The following is a 15,922-nucleotide window of genomic DNA, read 5'->3' as shown; positions in this document are numbered from 1 at the left end:
CGCCGCCTCCGCGGGGTCCGCTTCGCGCGGAGGCGCTTGATTTTTCGTCGCCGATCCCACTCAAGGGAGCCATGAGCCAAGCCGCCGACCCGCACGCGACCGATATCCGCCACGACTGGAGCGTGGCCGAGATCCGCGCGATCCACGACCTGCCGCTGATGGACCTCGTGTTCCGGGCCGCGCAGCTGCACCGCCGGCACAACGACCCGGCCGACATCCAGCGCGCCTCGCTCCTGTCGATCAAGACCGGCGGATGCCCGGAGGATTGCGCCTACTGCCCGCAATCGGCGCACCACAAGGGCGCGGGCGTCGCCCGCGAACGGCTGATGCCGGTGGAGACGGTTCTGGCCGAGGCCGCCGCCGCCAAGGCCGCGGGCGCCCAGCGCTTCTGCATGGGCGCCGCGTGGCGCCAGCCCAAGGACGGCCCGGAATTCGATGCGGTGCTGGCGATGGTGCGCGGCGTGCGCGGGCTGGGCATGGAAGCCTGCGTCACCCTCGGCATGCTCACGCCCTCCCAGGCCGGCCGCCTCGCCGAGGCGGGGCTGACGTCCTACAACCACAACCTCGATACCGGACCGGACTTCTACGGCGACATCATCTCGACACGGACCTACGACGAGCGGCTGCGGACGCTAGAGAACGTCCGCGAAGCCGGGATCGGCGTGTGCTGCGGCGGGATCGTGGGGATGGGCGAGGGCATCACCGACCGCGCCGCGATGCTGCAGGTTCTGGCCAACCACGCGCCTCAGCCCGAGAGCGTGCCGATCAACGCGCTCGTGGCGGTGCCCGGCACGCCGCTCGAGGACCAGCCGGCGATCGATCCGTTCGACCTCGTGCGCATGTGCGCCACCGCGCGGATCGTGATGCCGCGGTCCCGGGTGCGGCTGAGCGCCGGCCGCAAGAGCCTGACCCGCGAGGCGCAGGTTCTGTGCTTCCTGGCGGGCGCCAACTCGATCTTCTACGGCGAGCGGCTGCTCACCACCGCCAATAACGGTCAGGACGACGATGCCGCCTTGCTGGCCGATCTCGGCATCCGCGTCGGCGAGCCGGTTCGCGCCGCGGCCGAGTAGGCCGCGGACGCCGCTTCACCGGCAGCGCTCCGCGTCTCTTCGAGCGGAGCGAAGCAATCCAGTCGGCGTAACGCATCCCTCTGTCGCGCCACCCTGGGTCGCTGCGCTCGCGATAACGGTGCAGGCTCCATCAAGCACGCGCGATCGCGTCAGCCCTCCGGCAGCGCGATCCGGAACCGCGCACCGGGCTCGCAGCCGTCGAGGCTGAGGGTGCCGCCGTTGATCCCGATCAGCTCGGCGGCGATCGGGAGGCCGAGACCGGTGCCGCCGGAGCGCATGGATCCCTGGAACGGCGCGAACAGGTTCTCCCGGGCGCGCGCCGGCAGGCCCGGGCCGTTGTCGGCGACCAGGATGGTCACGCGGCCCGGCTCGCCACAGCAGGCGGTGACCCGCACCTCGGCGCCCTCGACCGCCGCGCCGTCGAGGGCCTGCACGGCGTTGCGGACGAGATTGGCAAGCGCCCGGCCGAGCTGCTCCGGATCGGCCTGGACGCTCAGGCCGCCCGCCGCGACCTGAACGGCGACGGGATGCCCCGCCAGAGCGGCCAGATCCGGAAGCTCGGCGAAGATCGGCGCCAGCGGCGTGCTGGTCAGGTTCGGCGCCCGCTCGGAGACGCGGCCGTAGGCGAGGGTCGCCTCGCAAAACCGGATCGCCCGGGCCAGCGTCCCGACCAGGCGCGGCGCCACCCGCTGCACGGTCGGATCGGCGGTGCCCTCGAGGCGGTCGCCCAGGAGCTGGGCGCCGGTGAGCAGGTTGCGCAGCTCGTGGCTGATCTTGCTGACCGCGAGACCCAGCTCGGCCAGCCGCCGCTTCTGGCGGAGCTGGTCGGCGAGGCTGCGCTGCATCCGCCCGAGGGCGAGCTCGGCCTGCCCGATCTCGTCGCTGCGGCGGGACGGGGCGATGATCCGGCCGGCATCCTCCGGATCGTCGGCGAAGACCGTGATGCTGGTGGCGAGCCGCCGGACCGGGCGCACGATCAGAACCTGCAGCACGACAAAGACGAGGCCCGCCGCCGACGCCGCGATGATCAGCGACGAGACCAGCAGGCGCAGGGCGTAGTCGATCATCGCGGTGCGCAGCGGCGCCTCGTCGAGCAGGATCTCGACCCGCTCGAAGCCGATCCCGCCCTCCCCGACCACGCGGATCGGCTCTCGCACCGGAGCCACGAGCGTGCGCCACGCGCCGCGGATGGCGGACAGGGAGGTCACGTCCCGCAGATCGACCGTGTCGGCCACGGTTTCTGGCATCGGCTCGATGGCGAGCAGGCGCTGGGCTCCGCCGCCGCGAACCGCAATCGCCCGCGCGTTGACGCCGGCGAGCAGCCGGCTCTCCAGCGCCTCGGAGACCGGTTCGCCGGTCCTTCCGTCCAGCACCAGGGCCGCCACCTGGGCGGCGGCCAAGCGGTCGGACATCCACTCGATCCGGTAATTGGCCACCGCTGGCACGTAGGTCAGCACCTCGGCCACGACCACGAAGGCGACGGTGACGAGGAACAGCCGGCCGGACAGGCCGAGACGCGCCGCGCGCCGGTCGAGGCCCTCGCGGGTGGAGGCTGTCCCCGGCGCCGGCGGAGCCGCGGCCGTGGTGTTGGACTCGAGGGTCACGCCGGTCATGCTCCGCGCGGGCATCGCAGATGGGGATCGGCGGAGTGGAGGTCGTAGGTGCTCGAGCCGGTCCCGGCCTTCGCGGAGAACATGTTCGCAAGCCACAGTTTCGCAGGCGGGACTACAGACTCTCGATGGCGAGCACTATACGGCAACCACCCGCACGCGGTTGCATGCGTTCTTAGACACAGGAACACATGAACCGCTTCGAAATGCGGAGCTCAACAGCGCCGGGCGCGCCGGCTCACCAGCAGGCTCGCCAGGGCGAAGACGGCGAGCAGGACAAGCCCGGCCACCATCTTCGGCGTGACGAGCGCTCGCAGCGCCAAGGCATTGTCGCAGCCGCCCTCGCCGGTCGCGAGGCACGCCGCCTTGGCGGTCTCGTGGGCGGCGACCACGTCCTCGATCCCGGCCCCCGTGGTCGCGTAGACGAAGGCGCCCGGTAGCAGGCCCAGGAAGGTCGCGAGGACGAACACGCGCATCTTCACGCCGAACGCGGCCGGCGCGATATTGGTCAACCAGAACGGGAACAGGGGCAGCAGACGCAGGATCACGATGTAGCCGAAGGCGTCGCGGCGAAAACCCTCGGCGAGACCCGCCAAACGGGTCCCGCCGATCCGGCGGAGCAGATCGGCGCCCGGTCCGCGGCCGATGGAGAACACGATCGCGGCGCCCGTGGTGGCCGCGCAGACTGCGGTGAGCGCCCCCGGCAGGATCCCGAACAGGAAGCCGCAGATCATGGTCAGGATCAGCGTGGCCGGCACCGACACCACGACAGCCCCGACATAGAGGCAGTAGGCCGCCACCAGCGCGCGAAGATAGCCGACCTCCACGAAGCCGCGCAGCCAGGCCCGCGAGGCGAGCAGCCGATCGAGGCTCAGGAGGTGCGCGGCCCCCGAGACGAGCACGATCGCCGACACGCTCAGGAGCAGCACCAGCGGCAGCCAGCGCAGCCATCGCCGCCAGCGCCCCTCGACGACGGGTGCGGGCGCGATGTCCCTCACCCGGGCTTGCGCATCCGCAGGATCTTGAAGAACCCGCCCGGGAAGGTCGGCTTCAGACCGACCACCTCGACGCCGTTGCGCCGGGCCCAGGCCTCGATCCGGGTGGCCTTGAAGTCCGAGGACCAGCCGATCTTGGTGCAGAGCGGCGCCACGATCTCCTCGACGCGGGCGACGGGACCGTCGCTCTGGCCGAAATGGTTGGCGAGCACGATGCCGCCGCCGGGCCGCACTACGCGCAGGAACTCCGACATCGCGGCCTCGGGATCGGGCACCAGGGTGATCAGGAACTGCGCCACCACGGCGTCGAAGCTCGCATCGGCATAGCCCAGGTGGCAGACATCCATGACCTGGAGGCCCTTCACGTGGGACAGGTTCCGGCGCCGGACCTTGGCGCGGGCGCGCTTGAGCATGTCCTCGGACAGGTCGACGCCGCAGACGAAGCTCGCCTTCGGGTAATAGCCCAGCGCCAGCCCGGTGCCGACACCGGCCTCCAAGATGCGCGGACCGTGCTCGGCGGCGGCCTCGACGGCCGCGCGGGCCGCCGGCTCCGTGAGCTTGTCGTAGACCACGTCGTAGACGGGCGCCCAGCGGGCATAGGCCTTGCGCATCAGGGCCGTGCTCGGCCCGGCCATCTGCGGCTCGCTCAGCATCGTTCGCAATTTCCAGAGGTTGAGATCAGGCGGCCTCGCGGGGCCGGGCCGACAACGCGTCGACGCGCCGGATGGTGCCGCCGCCGAGTACCCGCGCCCGGGGGCCGTCGTCCGCGTAGATCGCGCAGGCCTGGCCCGGCGACACGCCGTCCTCGGGCTCGGCGAGCACGATCTCGGCGGTGCCGTCAGGCCCGCCCGTGAGCGTCGCCGGGCGCGGCGGCCGGGTCGAGCGCACGCGCACCGCCACGGCAAGGTCGCGCACGGTCTCGACCGGGCCTGCGCCGAGCCAGTTCAGGTCCGAGAGGCGGATGCGGGTCGTGGCCAGCGCGGTGCGCGGACCGACCACCACGCGGGCCGTATCCGGCTCCAGGCGCACCACGTAGAGCGGCTCGGGCCCCGACAGGCCGAGCCCCTTCCGCTGCCCCACCGTGTAGTGGACGATGCCGTCATGCCGGCCGAGCACGTGCCCGGCGAGGTCGACGATCTCGCCGGGCCGCGCCGCGTCCGGGCGCAGGCGGGCGATCACGTCGCTGTAGCGGCCCTGCGGCACGAAGCAGATATCCTGGCTGTCGGGCTTCTCGGCAAGCGACAGACCGAGCTCCTTCGCGAGCGCGCGCGTCTCGGTCTTCTCCATTTCGCCCAGCGGGAAGCGCAGGAAGTCCAGCTGCTCGGCCGTGGTGGCGTAGAGGAAGTAGCTCTGGTCCCGGGCGGGATCGAGGGCGCGGTGGAGGGCCCGCCCACCGCCCGGCAGCGCGCGGCTCGCCACGTAGTGGCCGGTGGCGAGCGCGTCGGCGTTCAGGTCCCGGGCGAGGCCGAGCAGGTCGCGGAACTTCACCGTGCGATTGCATTCGACGCACGGAATCGGCGTCTCGCCCGCGAGATAGCTCTCGGCGAACTTCTCAATCACCGCGTCGCGGAACCGGTCCTCGTAATCCAGGACGTAGTGCGGGATGCCGAGATGCTCGGCCGCGGCCCGGGCGTCGTTGATGTCCTGGCCGGCGCAGCAGGCGCCTTTGCGATGCGTCGCCGCGCCGTGATCGTAGAGCTGAAGCGTCACGCCGACCACGTCGAAGCCCTGCCGCTTCAGCAGGCCGGCCACCACGGAGGAATCGACGCCGCCCGACATGGCGACGACGACGCGCGTCTCGTGGGGGGCTTTGGGAAGATCGAGCGCGTTCATCATGAAGGTCCGCAGCCGCCGGCTCGGAAGCTTCCTGGCTGCACGGTGCGTCTATAGCGGGACTCCGCTCTGCTTTCCAGGCCAGCCGATGCGCCCAGACATGCTCGCTCGGCAGATCCTGCCGGGCGTGCGGCAGCTTCGGCCCTGAAGGCGCGACAGCCCGACACGAGAAGCACTGATTTCTGAGTTACTTATCCGAACCATTCGGTGGCGCGCGCCTTGCTGTGAGGGATGTCGAGAGGAGCCCGGCATGGCGAGCGGCACGACGGATCGATTGGATGTCACATCGTGGATCTCATCCGCGCGGACGGCGTCCACCACGCGCTCGGGCTGGGAAGCAGCGGGTGTCGCGGCCCGTGCCGGAGACTCGTCGCAGGACCATTTCGGCGCCGCCCTGAGCGCCGCCCAGACCCGGGACAACGCGGTCCAGGTGCGCGCCCGGGCGACCGCCCGCCAGGACCAAAATGACGCGGCGCGCGCCCGCCAGACGGCTCAGCGCGATCAGGCCGACGCGACGCGGGCGGCTTCGGAGCGCACGCGGAGTGCGAGCCTGCAGGCCGAGGCCCGAGCGGATGACAGGCGTGCAAGCCAAACCAAGCCGGCGCATGTCTCCGCGCAAGCTCCGGGCACGTCGCGGACCGATGGTCCGGCCGCCTCGACCGCCTCAGCGATAGATGCGGGAAAATCGACTGCCACGACCCAGGCGGGGAGCGGCGATGCGGCTCCGGTCGCACCGAAAGCCGGCGCGACGACAGCGGCCGCCGGGGAGACAAGCCCCCAAGCGTCCGAGGTGGCGCCCGATCAGGACCAACACGCCGAAGCGGCGCCGCAGCCGCCACAGGCGAACGCCGTGCCTCCGGCCGCGACCGCCGATCCCGCAGCCACGCTGCTGGCGCTGCTGACCACACCGGCGGAGAGCGGCTCGGCCCGCGCCGCCGGTGCAGCGGCGGCTGGCGACGGTTCCGAGTTAGCCTCGCCCGGCGCGGTGACACCCGGACAGCCCGGCGCGGGCTCGACGGGCGGTGACGCCAGGGACGGCGTCGCCGGAGTGGCGGGGTCGGTCACCGGGGCGGCAGCACTCACGACGTCGACGGCCTCCGGCAAGGCCGGAAAGAGCAGCTCTCCGGTCGAGGTCGTACAACCCGGTACCGGCGACCCGGTGGGTGCGTCGGCCGCCGATGGCAAGGATTTCCTCGCGGCCCTCGCCGATGCCGGCCAGAGAAGCGCCCAGGATGCGGGTCCGGGCACGGCCGGTGGCGCCGTGCAGGCGGCGCCTCCGGCGAATCCCGGCCTTCTGCCGGCCGCCGGGACCAATGCAGCGCATGCCGCAACCGCCGCGCAGGCCGCCGCTCCCGCCCAGACGGACCCGGCGATTCCCATGGGCCAGGTGCCGATGGCCATCGGCCTGCGCTCGATGAACGGATCGAGCGAGTTTCAGATCCGGCTGGACCCGGTTGAGCTGGGGCGGATCGACGTCAAGCTGGAAATCGACAAGGCGCGCGGCACGGTCACGACCCACTTGGTGGTCGATCGGCCCGAGACCCTGGCGATGCTGCAACGCGATGCCGGCCAGTTGCAGCAGGCGCTGTCTCAGGCGGGCCTCGATCCCTCGGCCGGAGGCCTGAACCTGTCGCTGCGCGGCGACGGCGGCGCGCAGGGCGGCAATGGCGGACAGCAGGGCGACGCGCCCCGCGGCGGACCGGCCACCTGGAGCCGGGATCAGGCCGAGGCTCCGCAGGACATCGCGCCGACGCGCTGGCTCCGCGGCTACGGCGGCGTCGACATCAGGATTTAGCCGGTCCCACGGACCGACATACAGACATCGCGCATCCGGGCCCCGCGCTCCGATGCCTCATCGGAGAGAACGACATGACGAGCGGCATATCCAGCCTCACCAACACGACGTCCACGACGGGCTCCTCGTCGAGCAGCAGCGGCAACGCCACCGAGATCGCCAGCAACTTCACGCAGTTCCTGACGCTGCTCACCACGCAGCTCAAGAACCAGAACCCCCTCGACCCGATGGACACCAACCAGTTCACGCAGCAGCTGGTGCAGTTCGCCGGCGTCGAGCAGCAGCTCAAGACCAACGATCGCCTCGACAACATCCTGAGCGCGTCGCAATCGGCGAGCTCGGCCTCGGCCACCAGCTACATCGGCAAGACCATCACGGCCGACGGCAGCTCGGCGCAGCTCTCCAACGGCTCCGCCTCTTGGACGCTGGCACCCGCCCGGGCAGCCTCCAAGGCGGTGATCACGATCCTCGATTCCAAGAACAACGTCGTGGCCACGCAGACCACGTCGCTCACCGCCGGCAGCCAGACCTACACGTGGAACGGCAAGACCTCGGCCGGGCTCAGTTCCACGGACGGCACCTACTCGATCAAGGTCTCGGCCACGGATGCCACCGGCTCCAGCGTCGCGGTCGACACCAGCCTGACCGGCACCGTGGACGAGGTTGATCTCAGCGGGACGACGCCGGTCCTGATGATCGGCTCACAGAAAGTGCCGCTGTCCAGCGTGCAGACCATCGGGTTGTCCACAAGTGGCACTTAACGAATCACATCCGAGTGACTCGCTTCAACATCTCTTAAGCGGGCGCAAGTACCTTCAATGCTCGACAGGTCAGTCGAGTGTAGAGCGTATCATGACCGAACCGAGCCGCCCGAGAGTGAAGTACGTGATCGGGCCCGACGGCAGCCCCCTGACGATCGCGGATCTTCCGCCTCCGAGCACCCGCCGCTGGGTGATCCGGCGCAAGGCGGAGGTCGTGGCGGCCGTGCGCGGCGGTCTCCTCAGCCTGGAGGAGGCGTGCAAGCGCTACACCTTGACCACCGAAGAATTCCTCAGCTGGCAATTCTCCATCGACCAGCACGGCCTGGCGGGCCTGCGTACCACCCGGATCCAGCATTACCGGCACTGATCCCCGGCGCCACCACAGGACGGTGGCGTGAGGACCGCAACCGCCCTGCTTCGACACGCAGAGCTTCGCCATCGCACCGTCGTTCCGGGGCGCCACAGGCGATCCCGGAACTCGTCAACACCGAAGGTGCCACGACATGGCGCATCGGCGGTTCTGGACCCGGGGTCCGCTTCGTGGCCCGGGAAGGACGGGATGGTCACCGCTCCCGAAGCGTGCGCCCTCGGGAACGCAGTTTGGGTCTTTGGATCGGTCTCGGGAGACTATGAAGCCGCGTCCGGACCCCGGGCGCGGCTTTTCAGCGTCTCGGCGCCTCCTGCGGCCGCCGCACGGCCCGGCATTAACGGCCCGCTAACCATGGACCGGGCAATTTCTGCCGGGCGGGCCGTGGGGGTCCGCCTCGCGTTCAGAGTGCAGCGACCCCGCCCGTGAAGCCGGTCCTCGATCTCGTCACGAAGCTCGGACCGGCCCGCATCGCCGCCATGGCGGCGGTGACGCTGACGCTCATCGGCTTCTTCGCCTTCATCATCCTGCGGGTCTCGCGCCCGGACATGGGCGTGCTGTTCTCCGACCTGTCGATGCAGGATTCCGCCAACGTGGTTCGCGAACTCGACAGCCGCGGCATCCGCTACGAGACCCGGGGCGATGCTGGTCAGACCATCCTGGCGCCCCGCCCCGATCTCGCCAAGCTGCGCATGGACCTGGCCGGCAAGGGCCTGCCGACCCAGGCCGGCGTCGGCTACGAGATCTTCGACAAGGGCGACGCGTTCTCGTCCACCAATTTCGTGCAGAACGTGAATCACCTGCGCGCGCTCGAGGGCGAGCTGGCCCGCTCGATCCGGGCGATCGGCCGGGTGCAGGCGGCCCGCGTCCATCTGGTCCTGCCCGAGCGCCGCCTGTTCGAGCGCGACCGCGAGAGCCCGAGCGCCGCCATCGTGCTGAAGCTGATGGGCGACCTCGATGCCGGTCAGGTGCGGGCCATCCGCCATCTCGCGGCCTCGGCGGTGGAGGGGCTCAAGCCTGAGCGGGTCTCGATCGTCGACGAGCGCGGCCGGCTTCTGGCCGACGGCGCCCGGGACGCCAAGGCCGACGGCGCTGAAGGTTTCGAGGACCGGCAGGTCGCCCTCGAGCGTCGCCTGCGCGGCCAGATCGAGGACGTTGTCGCCGGCATCGTGGGCCCCGGCCGGGCACGGGTTCAGGTCAACGCGGAGCTCGACCTCAACCGCATCGAGAGCCGCTCGGAGACCTTCGATCCCGAGAGCCGCGTGGTGCGCTCCGCCCAGACCCGCACCGAATCGGCGCTGACCAGCAATGCCGACGGGCAGGTCAGCGTCGGCAACGAGCTGCCGGGTGCCAATGGCGGCGACAAGGCGCCCAGCCCGAAGGACGCGACCAACAAGAACGAGGAGACCACCAATTACGAGATCTCCCGCGTCACCAAGACCGAGATCGCGGAGGGCGGCCGGATCAAGCGGCTGTCGGTGGCCGTCGTGGTCGACGGGCTCTACGCCACCGCGCCGGACGGGAAGCCGGCCTACAGCCCGCGGCCTGCCGCCGAACTTGAGCGGATCACCGCCCTGGTGCGCAGTGCGGTCGGCTTCGACAAGGCGCGCGGCGACCAGATCGAGGTGGTGAACCTGCGCTTCGCGGAGGCGCCGAGCGTGCCGCAATTCACCGAGCCGACGCTGATCGAGTCGCTGCTCGCCCCCACCAAGGAGGACGTGCTGCGCATGGCCGAGTTCGCCGTGCTGGCTCTCCTGACGTTGGTCGTCCTCCTCACGGTCGTGCGCCCGCTGGTGCGTCAGGTGCTCGCGCCGATTCCGGCGCCGCCGTCGCTCGCCGGGCCCGGGATGGGCATCGTCGGCGACGCGTCCGTGGTCGCGGGTCCGGGCGCCACGGTCACGGTCATCGACCGCGACAGCCCGACGGCGCGGCTGATGGAGTTCGCCAAGATCAACGGCCAGATCCAGGCCGAGACGGTCCAGCGCGTGGTCGACATGGTCCGGGCGAGCCCCTCCGAGACCGTCGAGGTGCTGCGCACCTGGATCCAGGATGAGTGACGCGTAGGGAGTCGAGAGTAGGTCGATGGCGGCAGGATTGGCGAACACCTTGGCGGCGGCGGGCGGCGATTCCTTCGCGACGATGCCCGGTCCCCAGCGCGCGGCAGCGCTCCTGCTGATGCTCGGCGAGGAGGAAGGGGCGCCGATCTGGCAGATGCTGGAAGAGGAGGAGATCAAGAAGGTCAGCGCCGCGATGGTCCAGCTCGGCACGCTGGAGGCGGCGACCGTCGAGAAGCTGATCATCGAGTTCGTGACAAAGCTCGGCAACAGCGGCGGCATCTCGTCGAATTTCGAGCGGACCGAGGCGCTGCTCCTGAAGATTTTCCCCAGCGACCAGGTCTCGCTGATCATGGCGGAGATCAAGGGCGCGTCCGGCAAGCGCGTCTGGGCCTCGATCGCCCAGGTCGATCCGGAGATCCTCGCCTCGTTCCTGCGCAACGAGTATCCGCAGACCGTGGCGGTGGTGCTCTCGCGGGTGCGGGCCGACTACGCCGCCAAGGTGCTGACCATCCTGCCCGAGGACTTCGCCATCGACTGCCTCAACCGGATGCTGCGCATGGAGACCGTGCAGAAGGAGGCCCTGCGCCACATCGAGGAAACCCTGCGGGTCGAGTTCGTTTCGACCATCGCGCAGACCCAGCGCCGCGACGCCCACGAGATGATGGCCGACGTGTTCAACGCCTTCGACCGGCAGACCGAAGGCCGCTTCCTCGCCGCCCTGGATCAGGCCAATCGCGGCTCGGCCAAGCGCATCCGCGAGTTGATGTTCACCTTCGAGGATCTGCTGAAGCTCGATCCGGGCAGCGTCCAGACCCTGATGCGCTCGGTCGACAACGAAACTCTGTGCCGCGCCCTGAAGGGCGGCAACGAGCGGACCCGGGCCTTCTTCATGCAGCAGATGTCGACCCGGGCGGCCAAGAACCTCACGGACGAGATGGCCTCCCTCGGCCCGGTCCGGCTCAAGGAGGTCGACGAGGCGCAGGCGAAGATGACCGAGATCGCCAAGGACCTCGCCGAGAAGGGCGAGATCATGATCGCCAAGAATAGCGCCGAGGAGGAGCTGGTCTATTGAGCGCCCAATCCGCCCGGAGCGCCAAGCCGTTCCTGTTCGAGACCGATTTCCGCAGCGCACGTCCCAGCGCCGAGGCGCAGCGCGCCGCCGAGGCCGCCGCCCAGTCAGAGGCGGAGGCGCATGCGCGCGGCGTGCAGGAGGGGCGGATCCAGGCCGAGTCGCAGGTCCAGGGCCGGCTCGCTGACGCCATGACCCGGTTGGCGCTGGCCGCGGCGGGCCTGATCGCCCAGGCCGACGCGCGGGACCTCGAGCGCGAGGCGCAGGCGGTCGAGGTGGCCATCCTGATCGCCCGTAAAGTCGCGGGCGACGCCCTGGACGCCGCGCCCCTCGCCGGCATCGGCGAGGCGGCCCGCACGGCGCTCCAGCATCTGCGCGGCGTGCCTCATTTGGTGGTGCGGGTGCATGACAGCCTCGTCGAGGAGGCCGAGACCCTGGTGAAGCGCCTCGCCCGCGAGCGCGGCTACGAGGGCCGCCTGGTGGTTCTGGGCGATCCCGACATGGCGGCGGGCGACGCCCGCATCGAATGGGCTGATGGCGGCATCGTGCGGGAGCGCGCCCGCATCGAGGCGGCGGTTCTGGACGCCCTCGGCCTGCCGACGAGCCCGTGAGGAGATCCTGATGTCCGACGATTTCAGCCTGCCCCAGCTCGGCGACCACGACACCGACTACGCGGCGGGGTCGATCCGCGACGCGCCCACCACCCCGAAGACGGCGGCCGATCTCGAGCAGCTCTTCGACGTGCCCGTGATGGTCTCGGCGGTCCTCGGCTCCGCCCGGATGCCGATCGGCGATCTGCTCCGGCTGGCGCCCGGCGCGGTGCTGGAGCTCGACCGGAAGGTCGGCGAGGCGATCGACGTGTTCGTCAACAACCGGCTTGTCGCCCGCGGCGAGGTCGTCCTGGTCGAGGACCGGCTCGGCGTCACGATGACCGAGATCGTCAAGGGCGAATGATGGGCGGGACGGGCGCCGACGCCGGCAGCCCACCCAACGCGCGCGCAACCCGCGCCAGGATGTTTGAGAGGGACGAACCATGCGGCTCCTGATGATCGGGCGGCTCAACGGCGAGCTGATCACCGCCTCGAAGATCGCCATGCAGCGCGGCGCCTCCGTGACGCAGGCGGATGCCGTGCCGCAGGGCCTCAACGTCCTGCGCGCCCGCGGCGCCGACCTCATCATGATCGACGTGGGCCTGCCGATCCGCGACCTCGTCACCGCGCTGGAAGGGGAGCGGATCCGCACGCCGGTGGTCGCCTGCGGCGTCTCGGCGGATGCCTCGGCCGCCGTGGCGGCGATCCGGGCCGGCGCCAAGGAGTACATCCCGCTGCCGCCCGATCCCGAGTTGATCGCCGCGGTGCTGGAGGCAGTCGCCACCGACCGCGCCGCCTTCGTCTGGCGCGACCCGTCGATGGAGCGGGTGGTCAAGCTCGCCGAGCAGGTCGCCCGCTCCGAGGCCTCGGTGCTGATCACCGGCGAGAGCGGCACCGGTAAGGAGGTGCTGGCCCGCCACGTCCACCAGAAATCCAACCGCGCCGGCAAGCCCTTCGTGTCGGTGAACTGCGCGGCGATCCCCGAGGCTCTGCTCGAATCCGAATTGTTCGGCCACGAGAAGGGCGCGTTCACCGGCGCGGTCGCCCGGCGCATCGGCCGGTTCGAGGAGGCCAACGGCGGCACGCTGCTCCTCGACGAGATTTCCGAGATGGACGTGCGCCTGCAATCGAAGCTGCTGCGGGCGCTGCAGGAGCGGGTGATCGATCGGGTCGGCGGCACGGCCCCCGTGCGGGTGGACATCCGCGTTCTCGCCACCTCGAACCGCAACCTCGTGGAGGAGGTCCGCAAAGGCACGTTCCGCGAGGACCTGTTCTACCGGCTGAACGTCGTCGCCCTGAAGCTGCCGCCCCTGCGCGAGCGGCCGGCCGACATCCTGGAGCTCGCCGCGCATTTCGCCAAGAAATACGCCGCCGTGAACGGTGTCCCGGCCCGTCCGCTCTCGGCAGAGGCGCGCGCGCTGGTGCTGAAGAACCCGTGGCGCGGCAATGTCCGCGAGCTGGAGAACACCCTGCATCGGGCGGTGCTTCTGGCCTCGGGCGACGCGATCGGCCCGGAGGCGATCCTGTCGCCGGAGGGCGAGGCGATCACCGCGCAGGGACCGGCGGCGCGGGCCGCGCAGGTCGCCGAGGCCGCCACCCGTGGGCTCGTCGGCCGAACCGTGGCCCAGGTCGAGTGCGACCTGATCCTCGACACGCTGGATCACTGCCTCGGTAACCGGACCCACGCGGCCAAGATCCTGGGGATCTCGATCCGGACCCTGCGCAACAAGCTGAACGAGTATGTATCGGCGGGCCTCGACGTGGCCGAGCCCGGCAGCGTCCGGGCGAGCATGGCCTGCGGTTGAGAGGATTCAGGGCCGCTGGACCGCGCGGGAGCCGTGCCGGTCGCGATGCGATCGGGCACGGCTCCGGGTCCTGGCTCGACCGCGCGCTCGCCGCTTAACCGGCATCCGCTTCGGCGGAGAAGGCTCTAGCGGCGGCCGGCCTGGGACGCTTTGTCGGCAGTGTTCTGGGCCGCGAAAGCTGCCTCGAGCTTGCGCAGCGACGCGTAGCGGGCAACGTCGCCCTCCACGTCGCGGATCGTTTCCTCGACGAGATGACGCTGGAGCGCCACGCGCGGGTCGTCGGGCGGCAGCGCCTCCCGCTCCTGCAGACGGAGCACGGCCTGCCGCACCACGGTATAGACCGCCTCGCGCTCCTCCCGGGTCATCGACGGCTGGATCGCCTTCGCGACGAGATCGGAGAAATCCGACATGGAGTGTTAGACTTCGCTCGTTTCACCGGGGCGCCCGGAGACCGGGCCGCTTCCCTCTACAGACCGCGAAGCGCGGGATCCAGAGCCCGCCTGCGGCGGGCTACATCCGCTGGTCGCGGATGCCGGCGACCAGGAGCGAGCACGAGCTCCAGATCACCAGGAAGCAGAAGAACGCCACGAGGAGAGTATGGCCCCGCTCGGGGTAGAGGCTGTCCGTCGGCAGGACCGGGGGCACGAACGTCGCCAGGAAGATGTGCTGCTTGCTGGCTGCGACGCGGGCGCGGTCGAGCATCCCGCTGGCCGATTCCTCGAGCTTCTCGGCGATCGTGCGTTCGACCAAGAGCCCCTCGTACTGGAGCAGGGCTTCCGTGAGGTTGGGACCGCCGCCCGCCGCCGCGCCCGCGCTCGTCAGCTCGTCCTGCAGGAGCTTCATCTGCTGGTCGATGGCCGCGCCGTTGGCAACCAGCGTCTGGATGGAGCGCGAACGCTCGTCGAGGTTCGAGCTGCGCAAGACCTGCAGGTCGTTCTCGTTCTTCAGCTTATCCTTCCGCAGGGTGTTCAGGGTGGTGAGTGTCCCCTCGGCCGACTTGATCGGGTCGATCACGCCCCATTGGTTGCGGAAGCTTTGCAGCGCGACGTGCGCATTGCGCAGGCGTTCCTGCGCCGTCGCGGCGTCGGCCTGAGCCTGCGTGACCATGTCGGCCTGCGCGCGCTTCGAGATGGCGTTGATCAGGGTTTCGGACCGGACCACCACCTCACGGGTGATAGTCAGGGCATCCTCGGGGGTGAAGGCGCGCACCGTGAGGCGGATCACGCCCGAGATCGAGTCGATATGCGCTTCGACGTGCTTGCGCCAGTACTTGGTCAGATCCTCGATCGGGTCGCTCGGGTCGAAGCGCGTCCAGAAATCGGCCTCGGGCCGCGAGAACATCTTGGAGATGCCGATGCTCTTCTCCAGCGCCTCGACCATCGTCTGGCTGCCGATGTAGTCGCGGACGATGAAGCTGTCCTGGCTGTTGTGCTTCTGAATCAGGTTCGTGTACTGGCCGAGCGAGATGTTCTCCATCGGCTCGACATTGCCGCGGACCGCGAACTGGGCCTCGGCGACGTACTGATTGGAGGCGAAGCCGAACAGGTAGAGCCCGATCACCAGGGTCGGCAGCAGGACGAACAGGCCGACACGCCGGATGATCCGAGAACCGTAGGTGGACGTGTCCTCCTCGCGCGGGCCGAGGCCCGGCAGGCGCGTCCAGTCCATGCGCTCGCGGATCGAGGCCATCAGCGCCCGGGCGTTGCGCTTCTCGGGAACCGGCCGAATCGTTTCCGCGCTCCGCCGCAGCTCGGGCACGGCCGAGGCGGCAAACGTCACGATTTCACCTTCGCGCGTGTCGTCCTTGACGTCGTCGAAGCTCATCCGCTCTGTGTTCCTGGGTCTGCGCCGGTTCCGCTGCCGCGGCGCCGGCCGAGGGGCGGCCCGTGCGCGGCTTCGGAATCCCGTTCTTTTAGGCCCTTTTTATGGCGCCCCCGCCGTTTGCCGCACCGCGGCGACGGGCACCGTAG

At 70.2% G+C, this 15,922-nt stretch carries 15 protein-coding genes; 9 read left to right on the top strand and 6 right to left on the bottom strand.

Features of this window, described 5'->3' with window-relative positions; translation table 11 throughout:
- Positions 1-71: 71 nt before the first annotated feature.
- Complete coding sequence (gene bioB / locus ABIE45_RS09175) at positions 72-1,070, top strand: biotin synthase BioB (protein ID WP_192706429.1); 999 nt, start codon at positions 72-74, stop codon at positions 1,068-1,070.
- Positions 1,071-1,219: 149 nt separating this feature from the next.
- On the opposite strand, the gene ABIE45_RS09170 is transcribed toward bioB, so the two are convergent.
- From ABIE45_RS09170 to mnmA, 4 genes are all read right to left on the bottom strand, one after another.
- Positions 1,220-2,698, bottom strand: coding sequence for a HAMP domain-containing sensor histidine kinase (locus ABIE45_RS09170; protein WP_192706428.1), 1,479 nt, complete (start codon positions 2,696-2,698; stop codon positions 1,220-1,222).
- Positions 2,699-2,895: 197 nt separating this feature from the next.
- Positions 2,896-3,678, bottom strand: coding sequence for a VTT domain-containing protein (locus ABIE45_RS09165; RefSeq protein ID WP_192706427.1), 783 nt, complete (start codon positions 3,676-3,678; stop codon positions 2,896-2,898).
- Entirely contained in the window at positions 3,675-4,328 is a 654-nt protein-coding gene (locus ABIE45_RS09160) for a class I SAM-dependent methyltransferase (protein WP_192706426.1), read from the bottom strand. Before ABIE45_RS09160 ends, ABIE45_RS09165 begins: the two co-directional genes overlap by 4 nt.
- Before the next feature lie 25 nt (positions 4,329-4,353).
- Positions 4,354-5,508, bottom strand: a complete 1,155-nt coding sequence (gene mnmA / locus ABIE45_RS09155) for a tRNA 2-thiouridine(34) synthase MnmA (RefSeq protein ID WP_192706425.1) — start codon at positions 5,506-5,508, stop codon at positions 4,354-4,356.
- A 250-nt stretch (positions 5,509-5,758) separates the two neighbouring features.
- Here mnmA and ABIE45_RS09150 point away from each other — a divergent pair, with 250 nt between their 5' ends.
- From ABIE45_RS09150 to ABIE45_RS09115, 8 genes are all read left to right on the top strand, one after another.
- Positions 5,759-7,303: a flagellar hook-length control protein FliK gene (locus ABIE45_RS09150; protein WP_192706424.1), complete on the top strand. Its 1,545-nt coding sequence runs from the start codon at positions 5,759-5,761 to the stop codon at positions 7,301-7,303.
- Positions 7,304-7,377: 74 nt separating this feature from the next.
- Positions 7,378-8,064, top strand: a complete 687-nt coding sequence (locus ABIE45_RS09145) for a flagellar hook capping FlgD N-terminal domain-containing protein (protein WP_192706423.1) — start codon at positions 7,378-7,380, stop codon at positions 8,062-8,064.
- A 91-nt stretch (positions 8,065-8,155) separates the two neighbouring features.
- Positions 8,156-8,431 (top strand): DUF1153 domain-containing protein, encoded by a 276-nt coding sequence (locus ABIE45_RS09140; protein WP_007569077.1) that lies wholly within the window; start codon positions 8,156-8,158, stop codon positions 8,429-8,431.
- 425 nt (positions 8,432-8,856) lie between these two features.
- Entirely contained in the window at positions 8,857-10,488 is a 1,632-nt protein-coding gene (gene fliF, locus ABIE45_RS09135; RefSeq protein ID WP_192706422.1) for a flagellar basal-body MS-ring/collar protein FliF, read from the top strand.
- A 25-nt stretch (positions 10,489-10,513) separates the two neighbouring features.
- Positions 10,514-11,560: a flagellar motor switch protein FliG gene (locus tag ABIE45_RS09130; RefSeq protein ID WP_192706421.1), complete on the top strand. Its 1,047-nt coding sequence runs from the start codon at positions 10,514-10,516 to the stop codon at positions 11,558-11,560.
- Positions 11,557-12,168 carry a FliH/SctL family protein gene (locus ABIE45_RS09125; protein WP_192706420.1) on the top strand — a complete coding sequence of 204 codons (612 nt, stop codon included), beginning with the start codon at positions 11,557-11,559 and terminating at the stop codon, positions 12,166-12,168. The genes ABIE45_RS09130 and ABIE45_RS09125 overlap by 4 nt, the downstream gene beginning before the upstream one ends.
- 10 nt (positions 12,169-12,178) lie before the next feature.
- Positions 12,179-12,511 carry a flagellar motor switch protein FliN gene (fliN, locus tag ABIE45_RS09120; RefSeq protein ID WP_192706419.1) on the top strand — a complete coding sequence of 111 codons (333 nt, stop codon included), beginning with the start codon at positions 12,179-12,181 and terminating at the stop codon, positions 12,509-12,511.
- 79 nt (positions 12,512-12,590) lie between these two features.
- Positions 12,591-13,952 carry a sigma-54 dependent transcriptional regulator gene (locus ABIE45_RS09115; protein WP_192706418.1) on the top strand — a complete coding sequence of 454 codons (1,362 nt, stop codon included), beginning with the start codon at positions 12,591-12,593 and terminating at the stop codon, positions 13,950-13,952.
- Between the two features lie 125 nt (positions 13,953-14,077).
- Here the strand turns inward: ABIE45_RS09115 and ABIE45_RS09110 are convergent, their stop codons facing one another.
- Entirely contained in the window at positions 14,078-14,362 is a 285-nt protein-coding gene (locus ABIE45_RS09110) for a hypothetical protein (RefSeq protein ID WP_192706417.1), read from the bottom strand.
- A 100-nt stretch (positions 14,363-14,462) separates the two neighbouring features.
- Positions 14,463-15,776: a capsule biosynthesis protein gene (locus tag ABIE45_RS09105; RefSeq protein WP_192706416.1), complete on the bottom strand. Its 1,314-nt coding sequence runs from the start codon at positions 15,774-15,776 to the stop codon at positions 14,463-14,465.
- Positions 15,777-15,922: the final 146 nt, after the last annotated feature.

It is taken from the genome of Methylobacterium sp. OAE515, assembly GCF_041806315.1.
GTDB classification, from domain to species: domain Bacteria; phylum Pseudomonadota; class Alphaproteobacteria; order Rhizobiales; family Beijerinckiaceae; genus Methylobacterium; species Methylobacterium tardum.
The sequence above is the reverse complement of the archived record's forward strand: the minus strand, read 5'-3'. Positions and strand labels throughout refer to the sequence as shown.